The organism is Marinobacter sp. (assembly GCF_040904845.1).
Taxonomy (GTDB): Bacteria; Pseudomonadota; Gammaproteobacteria; order Pseudomonadales; family Oleiphilaceae; genus Marinobacter.
Genome location: NZ_JBBDSR010000072.1, coordinates 1 through 24,841, shown reverse-complemented (window position 1 = coordinate 24,841; position 24,841 = coordinate 1). Strand labels below are relative to the sequence as shown.

Below are 24,841 nucleotides of genomic sequence, written 5' to 3'. Positions count from 1 at the left end.
CCCCCCCCCCCGAACCGGCTTTCGGAAACCGGACCCAGTTGGCAATAAATACCGACTGTTACAAATCGACTACCGTTCCTGAAGGATTCTCAGCATCCGGCGCAACGGCTCGGCAGCCCCCCATAACAGCTGGTCACCCACGGTGAACGCGGAAATGTATTCCGGGCCCATGGCCAGCTTGCGGATACGGCCGATTGGCACGCTCAAAGTACCGGTGACCTTGGCCGGGGTCAGCTCTTCGATGGTGGCATCACGGTCATTGGGAATGACTTTGACCCAATCGTTGGCATTGGCCAGGATCGATTCGATCTCGGAGACCGGCAGATCCTTCTTCAGCTTGATGGTGAGTGCCTGGCTGTGGGAGCGCATAGCACCAATCCGGACACAGATACCATCAATCGGAATCGGGTTATCGGAACGACCGAGAATCTTGTTGGTCTCTACGCCCGCCTTCCACTCTTCCTTGCTCATGCCGTTATCAAGCTGCTTATCGATAAACGGGATCAGGCTGCCGGCCAGCGGCACCTCGAAATGCTCCGTCGGAAACCCTGCAGAACGCATGGTGTCCGTTACTTTGCGATCGATCTCCAGAATTGCGGAGGATGGATCGTCCAGTTCGGTTTTGACGCACTTGTTGAGCTCGCCCATCTGGTTCAACAGTTCGCGCATGTTCTGCGCACCGGAACCGGAGGCCGCCTGATACGTCATGGGCGACACCCACTCGATCAGATTCTGCTCAAGCAGGCCGCCAAGAGCCAGCATCATCAGGCTTACCGTACAGTTGCCGCCAACGAAATCCTTCACGCCTTTGTCCAGGGCAGCATCGATCACATTGCGGTTCACCGGGTCCAATACGATCACCGAATGATCAACCATCCGCAGAGTGGAAGCGGCGTCAATCCAGTAACCGCCCCAGCCAGCATCGCGAAGCTTCTGGTAAACCGGGCCGGTGTAATCGCCGCCCTGACAGGTCACGATGACGTCCAGAGTTTTGAGGGTATCGATATCGAAGGCATCCTGGAGTGGCGGCACCCCCTCTTTGCCTACATCCGGTGCGGGCTTTCCCGCCTGGGACGTAGTGAAAAAGACCGGTTCGATATCGGCAAAATCGTTTTCTTCACGCATGCGCTGCATGAGGACTGAGCCCACCATGCCACGCCAACCTACAAGTCCAACCCGCTTCATGTGCGACCTTTGAACCTCATTTTATGCCCACCCACTGCCTTTATCGCTGGCAGGGACAGGAAGGGTGATCCCGCGGTAACTGCATCCCGTTACCGTCGGGTCTTGAATTCATACGTCAGAATCTGCCCTTTAAAGCGCGGCCAGAACTGCCTCACCCATTTCCCGGGTGGACACTTTCCTGGAACCTTCGGACATGATGTCCCCCGTGCGCAGGCCCTGGTCCAGTACTTTGCTGACGGCGGCTTCGATGGCATCCGCCGCTTTTTCTTCAGCCAGACTGTATCTCAGCATCATCGCCGCACTGAGAATAGTGGCCAGAGGATTGGCCACACCCTGCCCGGCGATGTCCGGTGCGGAACCATGACATGGCTCGTACATACCCTGCTTTTCAGAGTTCAGCGATGCCGATGGCAGCATTCCGATAGAGCCGGTCAACATGGCCGCTTCGTCTGAAAGAATATCACCAAACATGTTTCCAGTCACAATGACATCAAACTGCTTGGGTGCCCGCACCAGTTGCATGGCGGCGTTATCCACATACATGTGAGACAGCTCGACGTCCGGGTATTCGCGGCACAGATCGTTCATGACTTCGCGCCAGAGTACGGTCACTTCAAGCACGTTTGCCTTGTCCACCGAGCACAGTTTCTTGCCGCGCTGCTGGGCCGCCTCGAAAGCTACGCGGCCGATACGGCGGATTTCAGACTCCGTGTAGGCGTAGGTGTTGTAACCCTGGCGCTCACCGCTTTCCAGTTCACGCACGCCACGAGGCTGGCCGAAGTAGATGCCGCCGGTCAGTTCGCGGACGATCATGATATCCAGGCCTGACACGACCTCCGGTTTCAGCGAGGACGCCGACGCCAGCTGTGGGTAAAGAATCGCGGGGCGAAGATTTGCAAACAGCTCAAGATTCGAACGCAGCCCCAACAGCCCCTTCTCCGGGCGCTTTGCCATGGGCAGGCTGTCCCATTGAGGGCCGCCCACCGCGCCGAGCATAATGGCGTCCGCCTTGCGAGCCTTATCAAGCGTTTCATCAGGCAGCGGGCTGTCGGTTGCATCGATGGCAGCCCCCCCCACCAGGCCAGAGTCAAACGTCAGGCCAAGATCAAATTTCTCATTAATCCTATGGAGGACCTTCTCGGCTTCGGCAACGATTTCCGGGCCGATGCCGTCTCCGGGCAGCATTAGTACAGTTCTGGACATAGTATTTCCTTGAAACATTGCTTGAGTGTCGGATTACACCTGCGGCTAATCCGACCTACAGTTCAAATATTACGACGATTTCGTCGGTACCCGCGTAGGTCGGATTAGCCAAAGGCGTAATCCGACACGGAGTCAGTTACCAGCACCAAATAACCAGGGCGCGGTTTTCCGGCGGCTCTCTTCGTAGGATTTGATCAGTTCCGCGTCTTCCAGCGTGACACCGATGTCGTCCAACCCATTAAGCAGACAGTGGCGACGGAAGTCGTCTACCTCGAAACTGAAGGACTCACCAGACGGCGTAGTGACGGTCTTCGCCTCCAGGTCCACCGCCAGCCGATAACCTTCCTCGGCGTCGGCTTCCTGGAACAGTTTGTCAACATTTCCTTCTTCAAGAACAATCGGTAACAAACCATTCTTAAAGCAGTTGTTATAGAAAATATCGGCGAAGCTCGGCGCAATAATGGCCCGAAAGCCGTAATCATCCAGCGCCCAGGGCGCATGCTCCCGGCTGGAGCCACAGCCGAAGTTGCTGCGAGCCAGGAGCACGCTGGCGTTCTTGTAGCGGTCCTGGTTCAGCATGAAATCGGGGTTGATCGGCCGCTGGGAGCAATCCTGGTCCGGCTTGCCCTCATCCAGATATCGCAGTTCGTCGAACAGGTTGGGCCCGAACCCCGTGCGCTTGATGGATTTCAGAAACTGCTTGGGAATGATCATGTCCGTGTCCACATTGGAACGGTCCATGGGGGCCACAAGGCCCTGATGTTGCGTAAATGCGCGCATGGTTGTCTCCTGTGGATCAGTGGATCAGTGGATCAGTTCGCGAACGTCAACGAAATGGCCGGTAATCGCCGCAGCCGCCGCCATCGCCGGGCTCACCAGGTGCGTTCGACCACCAAAGCCCTGACGGCCTTCAAAGTTTCGATTCGACGTAGAGGCGCAATGCTCGCCCTGCCCCAGTTTATCGGCGTTCATTGCCAGACACATGGAGCATCCCGGGTCCCGCCATTCAAGGCCCGCTTCGAGAAAGATTTTGTCCAGGCCTTCCTGCTCAGCCTGGGCTTTCACCAGCCCGGAGCCGGGAACAACCATGGCCTGTTTGAATGTCGGTGACACCTTCCGACCTTTGACCACAACGGCAGCCTCGCGCAGGTCTTCAATGCGGCTGTTGGTACAGGACCCGATAAACACCCGGTCCAGCTTGATGTCCGTGATCGCCTGGTTGGGAGCCAACCCCATGTATTTCAGGGCGCGGACAATGCCTTCGCGCTTGATCGGATCCACTTCTTTTTCCGGATCGGGCACATGGCCGTCAACGCCCGCCACCATTTCCGGGGAGGTACCCCAGCTGACCTGAGGCTTGATTTCGGGGCCTTCCAGCTCTACGACTTTGTCAAAAGCCGCACCCTCATCGCTGTGCAGGGTGCGCCAGTGGGCGACGGCTGCATCCCAGGTTTCGCCTGTCGGCGAGAAAGGACGCCCTCTGACGTAATCAATCGTGGTGTCATCCACAGCCACCATGCCAACACGGGCTCCCGCCTCAATGGACATGTTGCAGATGGTCATGCGCGCTTCCATGCTCAGCCCCTGAATGGCCTCGCCGCCAAACTCGATGGCGTAGCCGGTGCCGCCAGCGGTGCCGATCTTACCAATAATCGCCAGCACCACATCTTTGCCAGTCACCCCTGGGCCCAGCTTGCCGTTAACCCTGACCAGCATGTTTTTCATCTTCTGCTGGACCAGGCACTGGGTAGCCAGCACGTGTTCCACTTCGCTGGTACCAATACCGTGAGCCAGACAGCCAAACGCGCCATGGGTGGAGGTATGGGAGTCGCCACAGACAAGGCTCATACCCGGCAGCGTTGCGCCCTGCTCAGGCCCGATGACGTGGACGATGCCCTGGCGCAGATCCTTGATCTTGAATTCGAGGATGCCAAACTCGTCGCAGTTCTTATCAAGGGTTTCGACCTGGATGCGGGAAACCGGATCAACGATGCCTTCAATGCCGCGCGCACGGTCAGTCGTGGGTACGTTGTGGTCCGGTGTTGCAAGGTTTGCATCCAGACGCCACGGCTTGCGGCCGGCGATCCTCAGGCCGTCGAAGGCCTGAGGTGACGTCACCTCATGGAGCAACTGCCGGTCAATATAGATCAGCGCCGAGCCGTCATCCCGCTGTTTGACGAGATGGTCGTCCCACAATTTGTCGTATAAGGTCTTGCCCGCCATGGTTCTCTCTCACTCTCTGGGGGTTTCTGTTGACTGCTTTATTGGGTACCAGTTTACAGCCTTAACCTGAATAACCCCAATTCATGTTTTTTATCTGTTACATTCCTATTTGGAATGCAGTATTACTGAATGGATTCAGTGCCAGTGCCGCCCATTCCCTAAACCGGGTCTTTAAGATGGATGCCAATTCTTTAAAAGCGTTTTTGACCGTTGTCGATCAGGGTTCGTTTTCCGAGGCCGCTGAGATTCTCCATTTGACGCAACCGGCGATTTCCAAGCGCCTGGCCGCCCTGGAGCACCAGCTTGGCACCCCGCTGTTAGATCGAAGCCATCGCCAGCTTCGGCTAACGGACGCAGGCGCACGGCTCTTGCCCCATGCCCGCAGGATTCTTGACGAAATTCATAATGCCCGGATGGCGCTGTCAACCGATTCGGCCGCCATAGAAGGCGAACTCCAGATCATTGCCAGCCACCACATCGGGCTTCACCATCTGCCAAACTGGCTGCGCCGATTTACCCGGGAATATCCCGGGGTGTCTCTGAGTCTGCAGTTTATGGAATCCGATGCCGCCTACGAGCAGATGCGCAAACGAAACGCGGAGCTTGCCTTTGTCACGCTGAGTGACAGCATGGCGAGTCAGTTTACGGTGTTCGACCAATGGTCAGACCCCATGGCGTTTGTCGCAGGGCCGGAACATTCGCTGGCGAGAACCGGCGCACCAACGCTTTCCGATCTCGCCTCGTACCCCGCCCTACTGCCGGACACCACCACTGCCACCTATCGTGTGGTGAGTCGGTTATTCCTGGAAGCCAACCTGCCCCTGCACCCGCAGATGCCGACCAACTATCTGGAGACCATCAAAATGATGACCAGCGTCGGTCTCGGTTGGAGCGTACTGCCATTGAGCATGGTGGACGACAGCATCCGGCGTCTCGATCTTGGCTTTCCTGTGACTCGCGTATTAGGGGCTGTCGGCTTAACCGGTCGCCAGCTATCCGGCGCTGCGAGGGCGCTGATTAACGTGGTTCGGGAGGAGGAACATCCGCAGGCGGAGGGCGCAGACCGCGCCAGGTGATGACAATAGCCACCAGCATGGCCGCCGCACCGCCCCAGAACGCCGCCGAAGTGCTGAAACCGTCTACCAGAAACCCGGAAAGCCACGCGCCCAGCGCGCCACCTGCGCCAAAGGTCAGCCCGCTGTACAACGCCTGCCCCTGACCGTGATGGTGCTTGCCGAAGAAACCCTGCACGTACTGAACGGAAATCGCATGCAAAGCGCCGTAGGAGGCTGCGTGCAGCAATTGGGCGAACACCAGCACCGCGAGGACATCCGTCAACTCCGCGATCAGAACCCAGCGGATCATGGTCAGCGTTAACGCGCCAATGGCAATCTGCCGGACCGACACCCGGCGCGTAAGCTTATGCATCACCAGGAAAAGCCCGATTTCCGCCAGCACCCCCAGTGACCACAGCAAACCGATAGAAAGCTTGCCATAACCGTGCTGCTCCAGGTGAATACTGAAAAAAGTGTAGTAGGCACCGTGAGATACCTGCAACAGGAAGTTCATCAGGAAAAACGCCACCACCGCCGGGTGGGTCACAATCGCCTTGAGACTGCCTTTGGGGGCAGGCGGCTTCCGCTCGCCACGCTCCGCCGGCAACAGAAACGCAGAGACCGCGATCCCTGCAAACACCGGTAGCAGCAGCCACGGCAACGTCTGAATCGGCACCCACTCGAGAATGCCACCTACCAGCGCGACCGCCCCAATAAACCCGACCGAGCCCCAAAGCCTGACCTTACCGTACCGATCCTTATGCTCGCCCAGGGATCGTAGGGTAATGACCTCATACAGCGGAAGAATGGCGTTCCAGAAAAACGTAAACGCCAGCATCACCAGCAAGAGCCCGTAAAAACCGGGCTCCAGAAACACTCCGGCAAAAAACAGCGAACCGGTAATCGCTCCGAACCTGACCAGCCGGACTCGTTGGCCAGTCCGGTCCCCCAGCCAACCCCAAACACTGGGCGCAATGATTTTGGTGAGCTGAATGGTTGCCATCAAGGTGGCAATCTGAAGATAGGAAAAACCCTGCCCCTCCAGATAGAGAGACCAATACGGAAGAAGCCCTCCAAGGAGGGCGAAGAACCAGAAATAGAGGTTAGAAAGCCGCCAGTAGATCACAGGCTCCTTCAGAGCTGGCCAAGCACCGGCGTAGAGACTTCAACATCGCCATTCTGCCCACGGTGTCGCAGGTAATGATCCATCAGCACAATGGCCATCATGGCCTCGGCAATGGGCGTTGCCCTGATACCCACACAGGGATCGTGACGACCCGTGGTGATGACCTCCACCGGGTTGCCGTGAACATCAATGCTACGACCCGGCAGGCGAAGGCTGGAGGTCGGCTTCAGTGCGATACTCGCCAGAATCGGCTGCCCGGATGAAATACCACCCAGCACGCCGCCGGCGTTGTTGGACAAAAACCCTTCCGGGGTCATTTCATCCCGGTGTTCCGTGCCTTTCTGGTCCACGCATCCGAAGCCTGCGCCGATTTCCACACCCTTCACCGCATTGATGCTCATCAACGCATGGGCCAGGTCGGCATCCAGACGATCAAAAATCGGCTCGCCCAGACCCGGCGGGACTCCCTCAGCCACCACGTTGATTCGGGCACCGATGGAATCGCCTTCTTTGCGAAGTGCATCCATGTAGGCTTCCATTTCCGCGACCTTGTCCACGTCAGGACAGAAAAACGGATTCTGGTGCACCTGATCCCAGTCAAGCTTTTCCGCCGTGATCGGACCCAATTGCGACAAATAGCCGCGAATGGTGATCCCCAAACGCTGCTCCAGGAATTTTCTCGCGACAGCACCTGCTGCCACCCGCATCGCCGTCTCTCGGGCGGATGACCGGCCGCCACCGCGATAATCTCTGACCCCGTATTTGTGGGCATAGGTGTAATCGGCGTGGGCCGGGCGGAACTGTTCGGAAATCTTGGAGTAGTCCTTGGAGCGCTGGTCGGTGTTTTCGATCAGCAGACCAATCGGTGTCCCCGTGGTCTTACCCTCGAAAACGCCAGACAGGATTCTGACTTCGTCTGCTTCACGGCGCTGGGTGGTATGTCGGGACGTACCAGGCTTACGGCGGTCAAGGTCCCGCTGCATGTCCGCTTCAGACAGTTCCAGCCCTGGTGGACAGCCGTCGATAATGCAACCGAGTGCGGCCCCGTGGCTTTCACCAAAACTGGTGACCGTAAACAATTTTCCGAAGGAATTTCCCGACATGATTCTATCTTACCCAGGGTTTATAAAAAGTGTCTCAGGATCTTTCCTGCCACTGTTGCAGGTCGTCCGCCGAAATCAGGAACACACCGTCGCCGCCGTTTTCAAATTCCAGCCAGGTCAACGGCAAATCCGGGTAGGCCTGTTCAAGCGCCACCCAGCTATTGCCCACTTCCACAATCAATAAGCCGCCGGGGTTGAGGTGGTCGACTGCTCCGGCAATGATTCGATGGGCAACTTCCAGGCCATCACCGCCAGCGGCAAGGCCGAGTTCCGGCTCATGGTGGTATTCGTCCGGCATGGCTGCCAGGTCTTCGGCATCCACATAGGGCGGGTTGCTCAAAATAACATCGTAACGCCCTTCGATGCTGGCGAACACGTCGGACCGGACCGTTCGTACCCGGTCCCCGACTTCATGCAATTCGATGTTGGACGCAGCCACTTCCAGTGCGTCGGCGGAAATGTCCGACAGGTCCACCTCCGCCTCTTCAAAGACCGTTGCGGCACCGATACCAATACAGCCGCTGCCTGTGCACAGGTCCAGTATCCGATGCACCGACTGGTCACCGAGCCAAGGCTGCAAGCCGCGCTCGAGGAGCTCGCCAATCGGCGAACGGGGAACCAGCACCCGCTCATCGACGTGGAAGGGCAAACCCATAAACCAGGCCTCGCCCAGCAGGTACGCCAACGGAACCCGCTCTTCGATGCGCCGATGCATCCGGCTGATAATCAGCTCACGCTCATCACGGGTCAGCCGGGCATTGAGGAAAAGCGTGTTGTTTTCCAGTGGCAAATGCAGTGATCGCATCACCAGTTGCACGGCCTCATCCCAGACGTTATCGGTACCATGACCAAAATACAGCGACGACGCAGAAAACTGCGAGGAGATATACCGCAGATAATCTCTGACGGTGTAAAGATCGTCTATGGGGCTGGTCACGGTGTTTCCTATTCTGTTGGTGTGCGTTGTTCGGCGCGTGTTGTATGAGCGGCATTATACGCTGTTTGGCGATGGGGCTGCAGCCCCCGTCAGCGGCGGACGTCAAAGCGCCAGCGGGCCTGAACTGGTGCGGCTGTCCTCATATCGATCAAGCGCTGCCGCCATTCGCTCACGTCCAAGCTGAATCAGTTCCGGGGCCTTGTGGTAGTCGTAGCTTCGGCAGGCGTTTTTCGGGACATTCACCAGCAAGTCCGGCGGATAACCGGCGATTTTGTACTGCACCAGCGCACTCTGCATGGTCTCGATGGTCAGGTTCATCACATCAAATTTGCCAATGCCGAGCTTATCCCAGTCTATGGTTTCGCGAACCTGCTCGACTTCCTCTTCGGCAAGCTTGCGGGCATCAGCGGCTTTCTTTTCCGCTACGCGCTTGTCAGCCTGGTTTTTCTCAACCGCCTTACTGATTTTGTCTTCCGGGCTATCAGCACCATCGGTAAGGCCTTTGCGACTGGTAAACGTTTTGATCGCGTCCCAGTCGAACCAGCGGGAGGCTTTGTCGCGAATCACATCCACCCATTCGTCGGCGTCGTCCGCTTCGCCGCCGGTGTTGCTGAACGCAGCATCTGGAATACGGTGTCGCCGGTCGTCTTCACCGCTCAGGTTCACCGCGACCACCATGTCTGCGTGAGATGAAATCGTCGGGACAATGGGCAGCGGATTCAGCAATGCGCCATCCACCAGCACCCGGCCGCCCATGACTAGCGGCGTCACCACGCCCGGAATAGCCACGGATGCGCGAATCGCCTGATCCATGGGGCCTTCCTGAAACCAGATTTCCTTGTGGGCAAGCAAATCGGTGGCGACCGCCGTATAGGCAATGGGCAAGTCCTCAATTCGAATGTCGCCCAACATGTCGCGAACCACGGAAAAAATCTTCTCTCCCCGAATGGCACCGACCGAGCTGAAGGTGACGTCCAGAAGCTTGAGTAAATCAAACTGGCCAAGGCCGGTGACCCAGTCCTTGTAGTCTTTCATTTTGCCGGCGGCGTACATGCCGCCAACCAACGCACCCATTGAACATCCGGAAATAGCCACGATCTCATAGCCACGTTCCTGAAGGATCTCAATCGCTCCGATGTGCGCGTAGCCTCGCGCGCCGCCGCTGCCAAGCGTCAGCGCAACGGTCCTGCCCTTGCCCGGCAGAGCCGGTTTTTTTGAGCCCTCGCCAGGCGCTTCGACGGAAGAAAGGTCCGAACTATCGATTACGGCAGCCGCAGGGTCAGTGGTCGCTTCCGGCCCGTCGGTGGTGGACGGATGATGCTGCTTGTCAGATGACTTGCTCACCGGGGCTACCTCGTGATCACAACAATTTCAATTCGGTCACCCTGGCGCTCGGGCGACGGGATGATAACCGCAGGCCCCACGGCTATCAGGGTTTGCCGGTCTTTGGCGATGCCGCTTTTTTCGAGCACCTGGGACAGTGAGGCCAGGGATTCGTTGGCGCGCCCCATGGCATCCTCAAGGGATTCTTCCTCACCGAGGGACACATAGCCGGTCAGCAAGACCTGGGCACCCTCTTCCTCGGTCCAGTTGTTCAGCATCCTGCGATCTTCCGCGCTCCACTCAAACCGGTAGGTAATGCCGCCCTGCCACGGCACAATGATCGGCCCACGCACTCTCGCATTGGCGGAATCGAGGCCGGGAATCACTGCGCCCTCACCGACTTCCAGATGCTCAACCCAGACGTACTCACGCTGATTTCCACGTTTCACGGTATACACCAGAGTAAGCCAGGTTATGCCGGAGCTGTCCGTAGTCGCGGCAACAAGATAGTCCTGATTTTCGTCGCGCCCATACAGCGTGGCCTGATCGAAAATCTGGTTTGCCCAGACATTACTGCGGCCGCAGCTGCGACTGCTGCACTGGAACAGCACCTGGGCACCGCGAGCCTGCAACAGTCTCTTGTAGTGTTCCCGGGCATCCTGGCGGCTTGAGTCACGACGAATCTGATAGAGGTTGCCAACGCCACGGACCGGGATTCTCGCCATTCTGTCGGAGCGAATTTCATTGTTCACTTCGCGAACCGGGCTGAACAACACCAGATGCCCCGAAGACACGACAGGCACATCCAACTCAAAGGACGACTGTGAAAAGGCTTCCGGTACCGATGCCAGGTCGGAATCCGCTTCCTGCGCGGACGCATTCACTACAACAAGGCACAATAAGCCCGCAAACACCCTGTGAGCGATACTATTTATCATCATTAATAAACATCCTGATTGCCTGTCTGACCGGCTCAACGTCGCCGTCAAGATGACAATGATGCCCCCCCGGAACGGTGACGGTTTCAAGGTGAGGCATGGCATCCAGCCTCGGCTGCCAGCCTTCGCGTTTGCTTAACAGCCCCTTTTCAGCCCGGATAAAGAGTGCCCGCGAGGTGACGGTCGCCAGTGAGGCGATCACCTGAGCTTCTTCGAGCATCATCGGGGAAGGATGGCGCAGCCGTGGGTCCGTACGCCACACATAGCCGCCATCCACCGGTTTCATATTCCGTGGAATCAAGGTCATCGCCGCCTCGGGGGACAGCGGGCTCAGGCCGCCTTCTCTGGCTTTACCAGCAGTTTCGGTGTCCGGGTACACCACCGGTTTACCCGACCCCGTCAGCCTCTTGCGAATCGCTTTTCGCAATTGCGGAATGGTTTCTTTCGGCGGGCGGCTGATCGGCCCGAGGCTGTCAATCATCACCAGGTTACGAACATGCTCCGGGAACGCCGCCGCATAAAGCACGCACACGATGCCCCCCAGGGAGTGCCCCACCAGGTCGACCTTTTCGGTCGATCCGTTACAAAAATACCGGTCAATCAATTCCGCCAGGTCTGCCACGTAATCCATCAACTGATAGCTCTGCCCTACGGGTCGATGGCCCGAGCAACCGTGGCCGGCCATATCCACTGCATAGACATCCCGAGACTCCGCAAGCTCTGGCGCAAGACGCGCAAAGGTCAGGCTGTTATCCAGCCAGCCGTGTAGCATCACCACCGGGCAGGTCTGGGTGCCAGAAGCCAGCGCGGGCCAGTGAAGGCCTGCCAGCTCAATGTGGCGGAGCGGCCAGGTCACTTCCTTATAAACGATGCCACGGGTTGATTCAGGCTTTACAACGGTATCAGTCATGGACGGGGTGGTTCGCTTTCAGTTACATGGTGTGGGTTGGGCGGTCTGAGCTCAGGGACCCTGCAAGGTAAGACTCGATCTTGGTGCGGGCGGTTTCGTCGTCGCCGCTAAATTGCACACCAATGCCTGCCGCCCGGTTTCCCTGGGCCCCTTTCGGCGTAATCCAGATCACCTTGCCGGCCACCGGAATTTTCTCTGGCTCATCCATCAGATTCAGCAACAAAAAGACTTCATCGCCCAGCTGGTACTGTTTCTGAGTGGGTATAAATAGCCCGCCCTGCCGAACGTACGGCATGTAGGCCGCATACAACACGGCCTTATCTTTGATGGTAAGGGTCAGAATGCCACTTCGTGCGCCAAAACCGGGGCCCATAGTTAACACCTTTCTAGCTGGCTGTTTCTCTGTTTGTTGTCGGGGAACCAATCAAATCCCCTGATATTCCGCAATGATAACAGTCGTGGCTGCTGTTGGCTCTTTCTGTCGGGCGAAAATGCCCGGTTCAGGCTGACGCCCGCTTGCGTCGAGGCATCAGCGTTTGCCAGGCCATTAACAGCCTGGTCGCTTCCAGTTCAGGGTTCACATTGTAGACAGTCGCCGATCGAGCTTCATGAATCTGTTCCAGTAGCTGGTGCGCCCGCCACGGGGGGTTGGAGGACGCCAGATAGCCGAGCATATCCGCGGCGTCGGCATCCCGTGGCTGCCCGCCGGCTGCGATTCGTGCCAGATCAGCCGCCCAGCGCTCAAACAGCCATAACGCCGCTTCCAGGCCAAGCGCCTTAAAGGGCTTGGCGGCCTCTCCGACTGTCAGCTTACCTTTCATGAACTGGCGAAATCCCTCCAGCGCCTGATCCCGAAGCGCCAGAAAATCCCCGTTCAGGTAGTCCAGTGCCAGGCGTGGCGCATTGGCCGCCATGGCCAGCGCCTTGGCCGCCTGCTCCGCCGTCGGGCGGTCTTTTTCATCGAGCTGCAGGATTTCCAATGACAGCCAGCGCGCCGCGACCTCTTCCTGCGGGACCGCAATAACCATTGACTGGCATCGCGAACGGATGGTCGGCAATACTGGCCGCCCGCTCTCCTGAAGCAGTATCAGCACGGTATCGCTCGATGGCTCTTCCAGTGTTTTCAACAGGGCGTTGGCCGAATTGATGTTGAGTTGATCGGCACGATCAATGATCGCGACTTTGCGCCGCCCTACCTGGGGCGACGACACCGCAAAGGTCGACAGCGCCCGAATCTGATCGACCTTGATCATGCGGGATTTTTCCGGGCTATACAGGCGGATATCCGGGTGTGTGCCAGCCTCAACAAGTTGGCATTGCTTGCAGTGGCCACACCGCGCCAGCGGTTCGCCGTTGTTTCCGCCGGGGTGATCGCACATCAACAGCGCGGCCACGGATTCCGCGAAGGCCCGCTTACCAACCCCACGCTCGCCATTGATCAGTAAGGCGTGTGGCAGCCGGCCTTCACCGATGCGCTGTTGCAGGCTATTCCAGGCTTCATCAAGCCAGGGCATTGAGGATTGCGTCGTGTTCAACCTGTTACCTTTGATGTTGTGCGGGATTCCCGGGCCATCTGTTTTCGTAGCGTGACCAACAGCCGCGTCATGGCAGCCAGCAGGCTGCGGTGCTCGCCGCTTGTCTGGCTGTCATAGTAATGCTTGTTGACCAGTCGGGCAAAAGACCGTGCCGCGCCTGCGGCATGGGGGTGAGCGGCGCTGATTCGTTCAGCAAGCTGGGCCGGTGTTTCACCCTGGCGGACCGGAATACCGTTGCGCTCACACTGCCGATGCCATCGATCCACCAAGCGAACGACGGGGTCGGAACGGCTTCCGCTGCGTACCCGCCATGCGGAGATCAATCCGGCAATCAACAACCCCACCCCAACGATACCGGCAGTGACATATCCCAGCTCTTTCAACCCCAGACCGCCCGGCAATCTCGACATCAGGTCCATCTGGGTCTGGCCCTGGTAACCGACCACCCAACGCTGCCATTGGTAGTTGATCCGATCCAACTGGAGTGATGCCCACTGCAACGCCGCCATATTCCCGTATCGCTGGGGCGAGGCCCAGTTGTCTTCCAGGAAAGAACCTTCTTCCGCCATGGCGTCCCGCAGGCCTGACTCAACCCTGTCCGGGGAGATGGCGGCGGTTGGGTCGACACGCACCCAGCCCTGCCCGTCGAGCCACACCTCCACCCAGGCGTGAGCGTCGTACTGCCGTACGATCAGGTATTCATCACCAGCACCGGGATCACCACCCTGATACCCCACCACCACCCGCGCGGGTATGCCGGCTGCCCGAAAGACGAAGGTCGCCGCGCCGGCATAATGCGCACAGAAACCCCGCTTTTCATCAAACAGCAACGCGTCTATGCCGTCATCAGGCATCGCCGGGGGGCGCAGGGTGTAGTAATAGTTGTCCTGGCGAAAACGTGACAGCAACGCTTCAACGACGGCCCGGTCGCTAGTTTCGGTATCCTGCAGTTTTTCAGCCAACGCTCTCGCTCTCGGGTTGCCCTGTTGCGGCAGCTGCAGATAGCGCCCACGGTTTTCCGGGCTCCGACCGTCCGTTTGCGAGGTTTCTTTTGGCGACAGCGCCATGCGGTAGCGCACAGTGGTGTCGGCAGGCCGCCGGAACCGGAACAGCGACTCATCCGCTGGCGAAACGTTATCAGACACCGCCACCGAGTTTTCCAGCGCAAAGGCCCAGGTCTGGTCTGTGGGCTCCAGAAGCACATCGTACTGGCCCCGTTCCAGGTCACCGACGCCGCCATCCACCGCGACGCGGCCGGGACGCCGGAACGGCTCATTCTCGCCCTGACGCCAGGTTTCCCCATCCAGCTGGTCCAGTATCAGTCCGCGCCAGTAACGATCACGGTAGGCGGGCAACTCCCCTCCAAAGGTGGCGCGGAAGGCCCGCTCACTGCTTTGCGCCAGGCTGGAGATGTCACCGGGACGCATGGTGTCGCTGATTCCGGTCCGGGCCTGCCCGGAGACCATGGGCACACTCCAGAGCGGCGACATGCGGGGGAAAAACACGAACAGCATGATGACAATGGGTAAGGTTTTCAGCAGCATTATCCCGAGCCGACGCCCGCCAGAACTCATCCCCGGAGGGAGGTTCGGCGCATTGAGCACCTGCAACCCAACAAGCAGGCAGGCCACCCCGGCCAGATTGACAATCGACCAGACGATCTCCTGATGAAACAGGAAATTGACCGTTGCCAGATACACCAGAATGAAAAACAGAACGTAAAAATCACGCTGCGATCGGGTTTCAAGCCATTTCAACCCCACGGCCAGCACAAAAAACGACGCTGCAGTGTCTACTGTAAAGCGCCCCTGCACTGTGGCGATGTATACGCCAATCACCAGGAACATGACGAGGGTTTTCGGCCACTTTCCAGGCAACCGCACCCGGCCACTCTGCGCCAGCCACCGCCAGCCCGCCAGCAGAGCACAAACGGCCATCAGCCAGATGGGCAACCGATCCCATTGCGGCGTCAGCAACAGCACGAAACTGCCGATCAGCCAGAGCAACGCCCGCGAAGGCAACACCGGATTTTCGCTGATAGCCCAACTGATAGCCCCACCGTGAGCGTGGATACTTGCCGACTTCATCGCCCCAGCCCTCCTTCCACAGTCCCGCCGGGTTCCGCCCGGCCTCGGGTGCCATACGCAACGGAGGTCTCATCCCGGGGTTTTTCGCGGCCAAATACCGCCAGACACTTCAGGCACCGTGCCGTGTGCGCAGGCCCTGTGTCTGGCTCAATCACCTGCCCGGGCAGGTTGAGACCAAACAGGGTACCCGAACGTTCCCGCTCGAGAACCTGGGCCGTCAGATAGCTGAGGCGCAACTCCACATCCACCCCCGGAAAGGCGTGGTAATCCAGCCAGTGCGGGCTGCCCTGCTCGCCTTCCCAGTCAGCCATGACCATCTGACCGGTGCGGGCGTAGCGCTTCCACTGAACCCGTTGGCTGGGGTCGCCTTCCCGCCAGGGCCGCATATCGACGTGGTCACTGCCATCTCGTGAGCGGGCATTGTCCTGGTCATCACCGTCGGTGACCGTGCCCGGTACGTCTGGGGCGGGAACCGGCTGGGGATAGACAATCCCGCAGGTCACCGGCCTCACCCACGACCAGGCTTTCAGAAGGCCGAACGGAAAGCGGGTCTCAATCCGGATACGATCAGGCCGAAAATATCCCCGGCGGGCGCTGGCCACGGTAATGACCATGTCGGCCGACTGTTTTGCAGCCACATGGTGCTGATCAACGATCAGCTCATCCCAGCACAGGGCAATGGCAACCGCGTCGTTTTTTCCCGAGACCGCGCGGAAGCGGAATGGCAGAAGGTCACCCACAAAGCCGTCACCGGCCTGCACCAGGGTCAGTTCCAGGCCGGAGAGATTGCGATGGGTCTGGTGCATGGCCGCAACCAGAAGCGCCCCTAACAGGAACGTCAGCAGGTAGATCAGGCTATTCTGATAATTGATACCGGTGATCAGCATGATCAGTAACAGCACGCCGAATACCACACCGGCACCGGTCGGCAGTATGAAAATGTTCCGTTGCGTGAACACCTGCTTGTCCGCCCGGGGAATCCTGCGATTCACCCACTGCCGCCAACGGGCGTGAATAACCTGAAACATGCGGTTCCTTAACGTTGAGGTGATCACAATACCACCACAAAGACCTTGAATTTTTGTCGGGCAATCCGAATACTGATTAATTAGGGAGCAGACTGACCGACGTACGTTCAGAAGCGCCTCATTTTCGTGGATCACAAGCCAAGAGGCTACACCATGACACGCCGAACGTCCCTTTCAATTGCCATCGTCAGCGCCACGGGGGCCGCCCTGTTCAACGGCAGTCTGATCGCCGGCGTTCAAACCATGACCGCCGATGAAATGGTAGACACCTACGTCAGGGATTCCGCCGTAATCGTGGTGCCCAAAGACATGCAGAAAAGCACGGCAGACCGCCAACGTATCATTCGTTCACTGACCATATCTGCCGGCGAGCCGGTATTGACGGAAGCAGAGGAAGAGGCCTACCGCGAAGCGTTGCAGAGGTATCAGGATGAAGGCAAATCCGATGCCCTGAAGCAGGCGGAAGAAGAGTTTCTACGCCGTGCCCTGCTGCTGCCCCAGGAAGAGCTGGCACGGGCCCAGCCGCCGGCAGACTTTACGCCGCAGATTCAGCCCATCATTTTTGGCCAGCAGGCGCAGATTCCGGATGAGCCATTCAGCCAGACGTTCCTCAATGACCAACTGGGGATTGCGTTTGACGGCCAGAACGTAAACTTCTCCATCGGTAACCCGCCGGGCATCGACCGGATTGAAGTACCCCACGCCATTAACGAAGGGCCAGTGAGCCTGACGCCCCGCCCGGGTGGCGGGTTTGATCTGTCGATTGCGGTGCCGGATCAGTAATACCCAATAACAGGATTACCTGATATAGACGGTGCCTATTGTGGCGCCGTTTTTTTTACTTCAGGCACAATAAACGCCCCGCCGAGGCGGAGCGTTTATTCAACACCTACTGTGTCAGGTCAGATTATTTACCGTAAACAGCCAGCTTGGTGTCAGTAACTGCCAGGTTGTCGATGGCGAAGGAACCGATGGAAGTGCCACCAATTTCAACCGCACCGATAGACATGTCCATGTAGACATTGTTCACGTCGATACGCAGAACGTCTGTGGCGGTGGAAGCACCGAGACCAGAGCCCTTATAGACGTCGAGGTTGACGTTAGCGAACCCTGCCAGCACCTGAGCTTCCTGAGAAGTCGGATCCAGACCAAATTCACCATCGGCATCAGCAGACATAACGTCACCATCACCGTCGTAGTCGAAGTTGCCTCCAGCACCCGTGATGACCATATCGCGAATGCCGATGCCCAGGAATTCAACGTCAAAGTCCATATCCTGTACATCGAATGCAGCAACGATGTTCAGGTGATCGGTGGCAGTGTCAACGCGGAAGTCTAGCTGTGCCAGGTTACCGTAACCGCTCATGTTGGAGATCAGTGTCGTGCTGTCTGACCCCGTGCCGCCGGCCAGCAGTTCCATGGAGCCTACGGTCATACCCCAGTCGATCGGGTTGCCATCCAGGGTGCCAACGTGGATTACTGCGTCGCCGTCATCAGCTACGTCGATATCGATCTTCAGCTGATCCAGCAGTTCCGTGCCCGTGCCGCCGGCAACACCGGAACCACCGAGTACGATGTCGTTCACTGCAAAAGAACCTTCATCCGTATACTTGAACTGACCGATACTGACTTTGGTTTCCAGCTCAATGGTCACACCGGCTTGACCGGTGACGTTGCCCATTGCGCTGTCGTCCATTGCTTTCAGGTCAGCGTGAGCCGCGAAAGGGGCGGCAGCGACCGCTGTGGCAAGTGCAATTTTCTTCAGGCCTTTCATATTATCTCCTTATAAACTCATTTTGTTGTTGTCTGAGTTTGTATTTTTGTAGTGGAGTCCCTTACCCCACGAGCTCATTTAAGATTGTTTTACAGTCCTAGTCCGTGACTGCATTCACAGTTCTTAACGAGTCGATTACAACCTGAAACAAACGCGCATTACTTCTCAGGTTCAGCCCTGATTTCCGGGAGCCTCGCCCTTGTCGTCATAAAACATCTGGAAAGGCTTTTCCTTTGTAACCGCCTTGGAAAATGACACTTCTCCACCGTCCATGTGAAACGGTGCCACTTTGTTCGCAGAAATGCCGAGCCGGTGCTCATGCTCTATCACCAACGCTTCGGCATCACTACCCTCTTCAACCTTGCCGGTATAAAGAATGACTGCCGCATTGATCTTCCCGCGTCGCGCAATCGACTTGATTGCCGCCCGGTACATCAGAATCCTCATTTGGGCGTTCGCCTGCTCCGCCTGCGCATCGATACTGATTCTCTTGACGGTTTCCCCGTCATCAAGCAGCATCCAGGCGGCGGGCATATTGGGTTCACCATCAATCAGCTCGCGGGTGTACTCCTCCGTCGCTTTTTCGGTGAGCTTTACCAATTGCTGTTGACCAATAACGGCGTATCTAGCCAACTCATCCTTGGTCAGCATTCCATCAGACAGCACGCTGTTCTCCGGTATTTCGACGGACACCTGATTTTCCTGGGACAAAGCATGGAAGGATGTGAGCAGAGCTGCGGTCAACGCCATGTTGACCAGTGACTTATTGAGGTTTGGCATCGTAGTCCTCCTTGTTATTTTCAATCGGTTTCCACACGGCACCCCCGGAAGTCGGTTAAAATAGATAACCAGCCTGTCCGGAGCTATCCAACACCATGGAAATGTCCGCTTTATTAGATCAGCGTGAGCTCGGAACCGACAATGCCCGTTTTGTGGGCTGATTATCATTCTTCTACATTTGTTACGGGGTTAGTTTGAACCTGCCTGTTGCCAGACCCATTACCAGCGAAGAGTACAGCCGCCTTTTGCACCATGCCTGCAGGGAATCCGATTTCGTTTATATCGGCAGCGTCGGATCCGGCGAATCCCGGGGCGTTATTGGCGGATTCTCTGCTTGTGCCCACCGATCCCTTAAGGTCGATCCAGGCCTGTCCGCAGCACAGGATTTGAGCAGGCTCGCCGACGAAATGGAGGAAGCGTTTCAGCACTACGGAATTCCACAGACAGAATTTGGCGAGCATCTGACAGGCGGCTGGATTGGTTATCTGGGGTATGAACTGGGCTATGTGAAAGAAAAACGCCTTATTGACCAATGCCCCGATGTTGATGTTCCGCTAATGCACGCCGGCCTCTATCTATGGTCCGCCAGTCACAACCGGGCAAGTGACAACTTCCACCTGTGGATCCACGCTGACTGCCCGGAGAAAATCCGCGGCAAACTTCAGGGCTGGCTGGCTGACGACTCAGCTTCACCGGCAGCCAAGTGGCGTATGCCCACACCATTTACGCCTACCCAACCCCGGGACGAATTCGTAGCCAGCGTTGCCGCTATCCGCCAGTACATTGAAGCAGGCGATTGTTACCAGGCTAACCTCTCGCAGGAGTTCAAAGGCCGCTATTCGGGCAATCCATGGCAGGCCTTTCGCGCACTGTCTGATGCCAACCCAACGCCGTACAGTGCTTTTATCCGCGCCGGAAGACATTCCATACTCTCGATTTCTCCCGAACGCTTTCTGGAAATCCGGGGAAGGACCGTGCACACCAGCCCGATCAAGGGGACCCGCCCACGCGGTAAAACGCCAGATCAGGATGCTGCCCTGGCGGACGAACTAAGTGCTTCGGAAAAGGACCGCGCAGAAAACCTGATGATTGTGGATTTGCTCCGCAACGATCTCGGTTTTAGCGCGGTGGCCGGCAGCGTCACGGTGGACCAGCTGTTTGCGCTTGAGTCCTATCGCAATGTTCATCATCTGGTCAGCCATATCCACGCCACTCTCAAGGAACATGTGTCACCGATAAAAGCACTGCTGGACGCCTTTCCCGGCGGTTCCATCACTGGAGCACCGAAGATACGGGCCATGGAAATCATCAGGGAGTTGGAACCGCACTGGCGTGGACCCTATTGCGGGTCGGTATTCTACTGGGGCCTGAACGGCGTCCTTGATAGCAACATCGCCATCCGAACCCTGCTCTGTGATGACGAGGGCACAATTCGATGCTGGGGTGGCGGAGGCATTGTTGCCGATTCCTATCCGCAGGCGGAGTATGAAGAAACGCTGACAAAGGTGCGGCCGTTGATGGAGTTTCTGGAAAAACTGGAGCTGTGAGTCGGTTAGTCGATGTCGGGTTACGCTTCGCTAACCCGACCTACGGAGCTGCGGGTGGTGTGTGTCGGGTTGCGCTTCGCTAACCCGACCTACCGTGCCTCTTATGTAGGTCGGATTAGCCGCAGGCGTAATCCGACAAACCCGAAAAACCGGAACCTCAGGCACCATGCACGGCACTGGCCTTGAGAAATTCGTGCCTGAGGTCCTCAAACGTGTGCACCGCCGGGAATTGCGGGAACTCGTCAATCACGTTCTGGGGCGCATGGAACAGGATGCCCGCCTCAGCCTGGCTCAGCATGGTGGTGTCATTGTAGGAGTCGCCTGCGGCGATCACCCGATAGTTAAGCAGCTGGAACGCCCGTACTGACTGGCGCTTGGGGTCACGCTGGCGCAGCATGTAGTTGGTAATTTTCCCGTTCCCGGCCACTTCCAGCTTGTGGCAGAGCAGCGCCGGATAGCCCAGCTTTTTCATCAGCGGCATGGCGAATTCGTAGAACGTGTCCGACAGAATCACTACCTGAAAGCGTTCACGCAGCCAGTTCAGGAATTCGGCGGCACCTGGCAGCGGGTCCAGTTCACTGATGACTTCCTGGATCTGAGGCAGGCCATAGCCATGTTCATCCAGTAGGCGCAGGCGCTGCTTCATCAACACGTCGTAATCGGGAATATCGCGGGTCGTTGCCCTGAGTTCCTCAATGCCGGTTTTTTCTGCAAACGCGATCCAGATTTCCGGGATCAATACTCCTTCGAGGTCAAGGCACGCGAGTTCCACAGTGATCTCCTGATAAACAGTCAGTGTTTCCGGGCCGCAATCATCGGCACGGTTGGTATTGGGCCGGTATGATAAGAAAATCTGCCGGTGAATGCATTGGCGATCTTGCCCGCTATAAGCATAGACGACCAGATTCCTTCAGGCGGGCGGCTGTTAATGGTAGATTTATCACACATTTATGATGGACATTCTTTTTCATGACTGACATTGCTTCGTTACAGCAGGAACTGGACGGCCAAAGCCCGAGAGCGATTCTGAAAGCCGCGCTGGCCCAATACGACAACATCGCGATTTCGTTCAGCGGTGCCGAAGACGTGGCGCTGATCGAAATGGCCCACAAGCTGACCGACAACCTCCAGGTGTTTACTCTGGACACCGGTCGCCTGCACGCGGAAACCTACGAATTTGTCGAGAAAGTCCGTACCCATTACGGCATTGCGATAGAGGTGCTGTTTCCCGATGCCGGCGAGGTTCAGGACATGGTCAACCGCAAGGGTCTGTTCAGTTTCTACGAAGATGGCCACGGGGAATGCTGTGGTATCCGTAAAGTCAGCCCACTGCGCCGCAAACTGGCCACCGTGGACGCCTGGATTACCGGTCAGCGCAAGGATCAGAGCCCCGGCACCCGCAACGATGTGCCCGTGGTGCAGGAAGACGGCGCGTTTTCGACCGACGAACACACACTGATCAAATTTAACCCGCTGGCGAACTGGACCTCCAAGGAAGTCTGGGACTACATCCGTATGACCGAAGCGCCCTACAACACCCTGCACGAAAAAGGGTTTGTCAGCATTGGCTGCCAGCCGTGCACCCGCCCGATCTTACCCGGGCAGCATGAACGCGAGGGCCGTTGGTGGTGGGAAGAAGCCACTAAGAAAGAGTGTGGTTTGCACGCTGGCAACCTGATTGCCAGCGATGATCAGTAAATCGGCAGGTCGACGTCCTTGAACAGCTCTTCAATCTCCGAGCGGCTGCCCTGATGCGCCACTGCCTCGTCCACCCGATCCCGGGTGAGATGGGGCGCGAAACGCTGGATGAAGTCGTACATGTACCCGCGCAGGAAGGTGCCCTTGCGGAAACCAATACGGGTGACGCTGGGCCGGAACAGTTTGCGGGCGTCGAGGGCCACCAGATCCGTGTCGACTTTTTCATCGAACGCCATGCTGGCAATAATGCCCACACCCAGCCCGAGCCTGACATAGGTTTTAATGACATCGGCGTCCGCCGCGGTGAACACCACTTTGGGTGTCAGCCCCTGTGACTGGAACGCTTCGTCCAGCTTGGAGCGACCGGTAAAGCCAAACACATAGGTGACCAGCGGGTACTTCGCCAGTTCGGGCAGTGACAGTTCCGACAGTGCCGCCAGCGGGTGGCTTTTGGGCACGATCACGCTGCGGTTCCACTTGTAACAAGGCATCATGATCAGGTCGTTGAACAGCTCCATGGCTTCGGTGGCGATGGCGAAATCCACCGCGCCATTGGCCGCCATTTCCGAGATCTGCATGGGCGTGCCCTGGTGCATGTGCAGGGACACCTCCGGATAGGCCTCAATGAAACCGCTGATCACCGGAGGCAGGGCGTAGCGGGCCTGGGTGTGAGTCGTCGCGAGGCTGAGGTCACCTTTGCGCTGGTTGCTGAATTCCTGCGCGATCTTCTTGATGCCTTCGACCCGCCGAAGGATTTCACCCGCTTCCTGGATGATAATTTCGCCGCCGGGGGTTATCCGGGTCAGGTGCTTTCCGCTTCGCGCAAACACCTCCAGGCCCAGCTCGTCCTCAAGCAGGCGAATCTGCTTGGATATGCCCGGCTGGGACGTAAAAAGGCTCTGGGCCGTTGCCGATACATTCAGATCATGGTGCGCCACTTCCCAGATATAGCGCAGCTGTTGTAGTTTCATCGACCCTGTCGCTCCCGTGAACTCCCCGAAATGTCGCGCTGTGCCCTTACTGTGCCTTCAGCCTCGCGGTATAGGAACAGAATACGCATAACGTTGTTGTTTTTCATTCTTTTTAAGTATACGAAACACCACTCAACCAGTTTAGACCAAAAAACGAATAACACCCCATCCCTAATGCCTCTTTTACAGTGGCCGTCCTTGACTTCACTGTGGCAAAGCACACAATCCGTTATCAACACCGCACGCGCAATCAGGGATACGATGCTACTGACCACCAAGTTCCTCAGACCAACCTCCGACCCCCGCGCCGTGCGGCGGGAGCGGCTGTTTCGTCTGTTGCAACCCGGTGCCCCAAAGCGACTGAACCTGGTAGTTGCACCTGCCGGCTTCGGCAAAACCACGCTGGCCAGCCAGTGGTGTTCCCAGTTGGGCACGTCCACCGCCTGGCTATCTCTGGATGAACACGACAATGAGCCAAGACGGTTCTGGCAGTATCTCACCGGTGCGTTCGAGCACAGCGGCCTTACCGGCATTGACGCTTGCCGCCAACAACTCAGCCACTGCTCGCTGCAGGAACTTGAAGGGCCCATTACCGGGCTGATCAACGCCCTGGCCGCCGACGGTGCCCGCTGGTCGTTGGTGCTGGATGACATCCACTTTATACAGAACAACGACATTCATCGTCAGCTTGCCTACTTTACCGACTACCTGCCGCCTGGCGTGACTCTGACCCTGGCATCCAGGACCGAACCACCACTGCCCCTGGCACGGTGGCGGGTAAGGCGTTGGGTTGAAGACATCCACCCTACTCTGCTGGCGTTTACCGAAGAGGAGTGCCGCCGTTTTTTCCGTGAAACCATGGCGCTCGATGTCTCTGAGCGTGATATCCGTCATATCCTGCAGAAAACCGAAGGCTGGGTGGCTGCCATGCAGCTATCGGCACTGACCGGCGTAACGACCGCCTCTGAAGATCGCTCTGCACCGGCCATCTCCATCGACGTGGATGAACGTCGGATCACCGACTACGTGCTCACCGAGGTTCTGGAACAACAATCAGACGTTGTTCGGGAATTTCTGCTCACCACCGCCTGCTGCCCGCGGTTGTGTGCTTCATTGTGCGATTCCGTTCGTGGCACGTCGGGCAGCCAGTCCTTGCTGGAAACGCTGCTCAGACAGAACCTGTTGGTGATCCCGCTGGATACCCGCAACCAGTGGTTCCGTTACCACGACCTGTTCCGGGATGCCCTGTTACAACGTGCCTGGGCTCAGGACTCGGAAACAGCCGAGGTGCATTGGCGGCGAACGGTGGAATGGCTGCTCACCCATGACCACGTTCAGGAGGGCATCTCCCAGATTGTGCGTCAACAGGACTGGGGCTGGCTCGCCAGGGTACTCGCGGAGCACGGCAATAACCTCAT

At 57.7% G+C, this 24,841-nt stretch carries 22 protein-coding genes and 1 pseudogene; 5 read left to right on the top strand and 18 right to left on the bottom strand.

The window, feature by feature from the left end:
* Nucleotides 1-69: 69 nt before the first annotated feature.
* From asd to leuC, 4 genes are all read right to left on the bottom strand, one after another.
* Nucleotides 70-1,185: an aspartate-semialdehyde dehydrogenase gene (gene asd / locus WD429_RS09865; RefSeq protein WP_368422005.1), complete on the bottom strand. Its 1,116-nt coding sequence runs from the start codon at nucleotides 1,183-1,185 to the stop codon at nucleotides 70-72.
* 129 nt (nucleotides 1,186-1,314) lie between these two features.
* Nucleotides 1,315-2,388: a 3-isopropylmalate dehydrogenase gene (gene leuB / locus WD429_RS09860; RefSeq protein WP_368422004.1), complete on the bottom strand. Its 1,074-nt coding sequence runs from the start codon at nucleotides 2,386-2,388 to the stop codon at nucleotides 1,315-1,317.
* A 132-nt stretch (nucleotides 2,389-2,520) separates the two neighbouring features.
* The gene (leuD, locus tag WD429_RS09855) at nucleotides 2,521-3,168 is read right to left on the bottom strand and encodes a 3-isopropylmalate dehydratase small subunit (RefSeq protein ID WP_368422003.1); all 648 of its coding nucleotides are present in this window, start codon (nucleotides 3,166-3,168) and stop codon (nucleotides 2,521-2,523) included.
* 24 nt (nucleotides 3,169-3,192) lie between these two features.
* Nucleotides 3,193-4,611: a 3-isopropylmalate dehydratase large subunit gene (gene leuC / locus WD429_RS09850; protein WP_368422002.1), complete on the bottom strand. Its 1,419-nt coding sequence runs from the start codon at nucleotides 4,609-4,611 to the stop codon at nucleotides 3,193-3,195.
* 176 nt (nucleotides 4,612-4,787) lie between these two features.
* Between leuC and WD429_RS09845 the strand changes: the two genes are divergently transcribed.
* Complete coding sequence (locus WD429_RS09845; RefSeq protein ID WP_368422001.1) at nucleotides 4,788-5,687, top strand: LysR family transcriptional regulator; 900 nt, start codon at nucleotides 4,788-4,790, stop codon at nucleotides 5,685-5,687.
* On the opposite strand, the gene WD429_RS09840 is transcribed toward WD429_RS09845, so the two are convergent.
* The 10 genes from WD429_RS09840 to WD429_RS09795 all read right to left on the bottom strand — a co-directional run bounded on the left by WD429_RS09840 (nucleotide 5,629) and on the right by WD429_RS09795 (nucleotide 16,653).
* Entirely contained in the window at nucleotides 5,629-6,792 is a 1,164-nt protein-coding gene (locus tag WD429_RS09840; protein ID WP_368422000.1) for an MFS transporter, read from the bottom strand. The two genes, WD429_RS09845 and WD429_RS09840, sit on opposite strands and share 59 nt — an antisense overlap.
* Nucleotides 6,793-6,800: 8 nt before the next feature.
* Entirely contained in the window at nucleotides 6,801-7,895 is a 1,095-nt protein-coding gene (gene aroC, locus WD429_RS09835) for a chorismate synthase (RefSeq protein WP_368421999.1), read from the bottom strand.
* A gap of 34 nt (nucleotides 7,896-7,929) precedes the next feature.
* Nucleotides 7,930-8,832: a 50S ribosomal protein L3 N(5)-glutamine methyltransferase gene (gene prmB / locus WD429_RS09830; protein ID WP_368421998.1), complete on the bottom strand. Its 903-nt coding sequence runs from the start codon at nucleotides 8,830-8,832 to the stop codon at nucleotides 7,930-7,932.
* Between the two features lie 102 nt (nucleotides 8,833-8,934).
* Nucleotides 8,935-10,095 carry a patatin-like phospholipase family protein gene (locus WD429_RS09825; protein WP_368422007.1) on the bottom strand — a complete coding sequence of 387 codons (1,161 nt, stop codon included), beginning with the start codon at nucleotides 10,093-10,095 and terminating at the stop codon, nucleotides 8,935-8,937.
* 86 nt (nucleotides 10,096-10,181) lie between these two features.
* Nucleotides 10,182-11,096 (bottom strand): DUF4892 domain-containing protein, encoded by a 915-nt coding sequence (locus WD429_RS09820; protein ID WP_368421997.1) that lies wholly within the window; start codon nucleotides 11,094-11,096, stop codon nucleotides 10,182-10,184.
* Entirely contained in the window at nucleotides 11,083-12,003 is a 921-nt protein-coding gene (locus WD429_RS09815) for an alpha/beta fold hydrolase (RefSeq protein ID WP_368421996.1), read from the bottom strand. The genes WD429_RS09820 and WD429_RS09815 overlap by 14 nt, the downstream gene beginning before the upstream one ends.
* 22 nt (nucleotides 12,004-12,025) lie before the next feature.
* Nucleotides 12,026-12,376, bottom strand: coding sequence for a PilZ domain-containing protein (locus WD429_RS09810; RefSeq protein WP_368421995.1), 351 nt, complete (start codon nucleotides 12,374-12,376; stop codon nucleotides 12,026-12,028).
* A gap of 127 nt (nucleotides 12,377-12,503) precedes the next feature.
* Nucleotides 12,504-13,517, bottom strand: a complete 1,014-nt coding sequence (holB, locus tag WD429_RS09805) for a DNA polymerase III subunit delta' (protein ID WP_368421994.1) — start codon at nucleotides 13,515-13,517, stop codon at nucleotides 12,504-12,506.
* Nucleotides 13,518-13,534: 17 nt separating this feature from the next.
* Nucleotides 13,535-15,625: a transglutaminaseTgpA domain-containing protein gene (locus WD429_RS09800; RefSeq protein WP_368421993.1), complete on the bottom strand. Its 2,091-nt coding sequence runs from the start codon at nucleotides 15,623-15,625 to the stop codon at nucleotides 13,535-13,537.
* The gene (locus tag WD429_RS09795; RefSeq protein ID WP_368421992.1) at nucleotides 15,622-16,653 is read right to left on the bottom strand and encodes a DUF58 domain-containing protein; all 1,032 of its coding nucleotides are present in this window, start codon (nucleotides 16,651-16,653) and stop codon (nucleotides 15,622-15,624) included. The genes WD429_RS09800 and WD429_RS09795 overlap by 4 nt, the downstream gene beginning before the upstream one ends.
* Nucleotides 16,654-16,806: 153 nt before the next feature.
* Between WD429_RS09795 and WD429_RS09790 the strand changes: the two genes are divergently transcribed.
* Nucleotides 16,807-17,436, top strand: a complete 630-nt coding sequence (locus WD429_RS09790) for a hypothetical protein (RefSeq protein WP_368421991.1) — start codon at nucleotides 16,807-16,809, stop codon at nucleotides 17,434-17,436.
* 124 nt (nucleotides 17,437-17,560) lie between these two features.
* Here WD429_RS09790 and WD429_RS09785 read toward each other — a convergent pair whose 3' ends face one another.
* Nucleotides 17,561-18,427, bottom strand: a complete 867-nt coding sequence (locus tag WD429_RS09785; RefSeq protein WP_368421990.1) for a DUF6160 family protein — start codon at nucleotides 18,425-18,427, stop codon at nucleotides 17,561-17,563.
* A 171-nt stretch (nucleotides 18,428-18,598) separates the two neighbouring features.
* Nucleotides 18,599-19,207, bottom strand: coding sequence for a hypothetical protein (locus WD429_RS09780; RefSeq protein WP_368421989.1), 609 nt, complete (start codon nucleotides 19,205-19,207; stop codon nucleotides 18,599-18,601).
* 200 nt (nucleotides 19,208-19,407) lie between these two features.
* Between WD429_RS09780 and pabB the strand changes: the two genes are divergently transcribed.
* A complete protein-coding gene (pabB, locus tag WD429_RS09775; protein WP_368422006.1) occupies nucleotides 19,408-20,754 on the top strand; it encodes an aminodeoxychorismate synthase component I in 1,347 nt (448 codons plus the stop codon).
* A gap of 157 nt (nucleotides 20,755-20,911) precedes the next feature.
* Here pabB and thrH read toward each other — a convergent pair whose 3' ends face one another.
* The gene (gene thrH, locus WD429_RS09770) at nucleotides 20,912-21,526 is read right to left on the bottom strand and encodes a bifunctional phosphoserine phosphatase/homoserine phosphotransferase ThrH (RefSeq protein WP_368421988.1); all 615 of its coding nucleotides are present in this window, start codon (nucleotides 21,524-21,526) and stop codon (nucleotides 20,912-20,914) included.
* Between the two features lie 197 nt (nucleotides 21,527-21,723).
* Here thrH and WD429_RS09765 point away from each other — a divergent pair, with 197 nt between their 5' ends.
* Nucleotides 21,724-22,452, top strand: a complete 729-nt coding sequence (locus WD429_RS09765; RefSeq protein WP_368421987.1) for a phosphoadenylyl-sulfate reductase — start codon at nucleotides 21,724-21,726, stop codon at nucleotides 22,450-22,452.
* On the opposite strand, the gene cysB is transcribed toward WD429_RS09765, so the two are convergent.
* Entirely contained in the window at nucleotides 22,446-23,423 is a 978-nt protein-coding gene (gene cysB / locus WD429_RS09760; protein ID WP_368421986.1) for an HTH-type transcriptional regulator CysB, read from the bottom strand. The genes WD429_RS09765 and cysB overlap by 7 nt on opposite strands.
* A 261-nt stretch (nucleotides 23,424-23,684) precedes the next feature.
* On the opposite strand from cysB, the pseudogene WD429_RS09755 reads away from it, so the two are divergent.
* Nucleotides 23,685-24,841, top strand: a pseudogene (locus WD429_RS09755) (helix-turn-helix transcriptional regulator); the annotation flags it as partial.

Coding starts and splice junctions, on each gene's coding strand:
- WD429_RS09790 (WP_368421991.1), top strand. CDS start 16,807: ATGACACGCCGAACGTCCCTTTCAATTGCCATCGTCAGCGCCACGGGG.
- aroC (WP_368421999.1), bottom strand. CDS start 7,895: ATGTCGGGAAATTCCTTCGGAAAATTGTTTACGGTCACCAGTTTTGGT.
- WD429_RS09800 (WP_368421993.1), bottom strand. CDS start 15,625: ATGAAGTCGGCAAGTATCCACGCTCACGGTGGGGCTATCAGTTGGGCT.
- WD429_RS09765 (WP_368421987.1), top strand. CDS start 21,724: ATGACTGACATTGCTTCGTTACAGCAGGAACTGGACGGCCAAAGCCCG.
- WD429_RS09815 (WP_368421996.1), bottom strand. CDS start 12,003: ATGACTGATACCGTTGTAAAGCCTGAATCAACCCGTGGCATCGTTTAT.
- WD429_RS09810 (WP_368421995.1), bottom strand. CDS start 12,376: ATGGGCCCCGGTTTTGGCGCACGAAGTGGCATTCTGACCCTTACCATC.
- WD429_RS09795 (WP_368421992.1), bottom strand. CDS start 16,653: ATGTTTCAGGTTATTCACGCCCGTTGGCGGCAGTGGGTGAATCGCAGG.
- holB (WP_368421994.1), bottom strand. CDS start 13,517: ATGCCCTGGCTTGATGAAGCCTGGAATAGCCTGCAACAGCGCATCGGT.
- cysB (WP_368421986.1), bottom strand. CDS start 23,423: ATGAAACTACAACAGCTGCGCTATATCTGGGAAGTGGCGCACCATGAT.
- leuB (WP_368422004.1), bottom strand. CDS start 2,388: ATGTCCAGAACTGTACTAATGCTGCCCGGAGACGGCATCGGCCCGGAA.
- asd (WP_368422005.1), bottom strand. CDS start 1,185: ATGAAGCGGGTTGGACTTGTAGGTTGGCGTGGCATGGTGGGCTCAGTC.
- WD429_RS09785 (WP_368421990.1), bottom strand. CDS start 18,427: ATGAAAGGCCTGAAGAAAATTGCACTTGCCACAGCGGTCGCTGCCGCC.
- WD429_RS09845 (WP_368422001.1), top strand. CDS start 4,788: ATGGATGCCAATTCTTTAAAAGCGTTTTTGACCGTTGTCGATCAGGGT.
- leuC (WP_368422002.1), bottom strand. CDS start 4,611: ATGGCGGGCAAGACCTTATACGACAAATTGTGGGACGACCATCTCGTC.
- WD429_RS09780 (WP_368421989.1), bottom strand. CDS start 19,207: ATGCCAAACCTCAATAAGTCACTGGTCAACATGGCGTTGACCGCAGCT.
- leuD (WP_368422003.1), bottom strand. CDS start 3,168: ATGCGCGCATTTACGCAACATCAGGGCCTTGTGGCCCCCATGGACCGT.
- WD429_RS09820 (WP_368421997.1), bottom strand. CDS start 11,096: ATGATGATAAATAGTATCGCTCACAGGGTGTTTGCGGGCTTATTGTGC.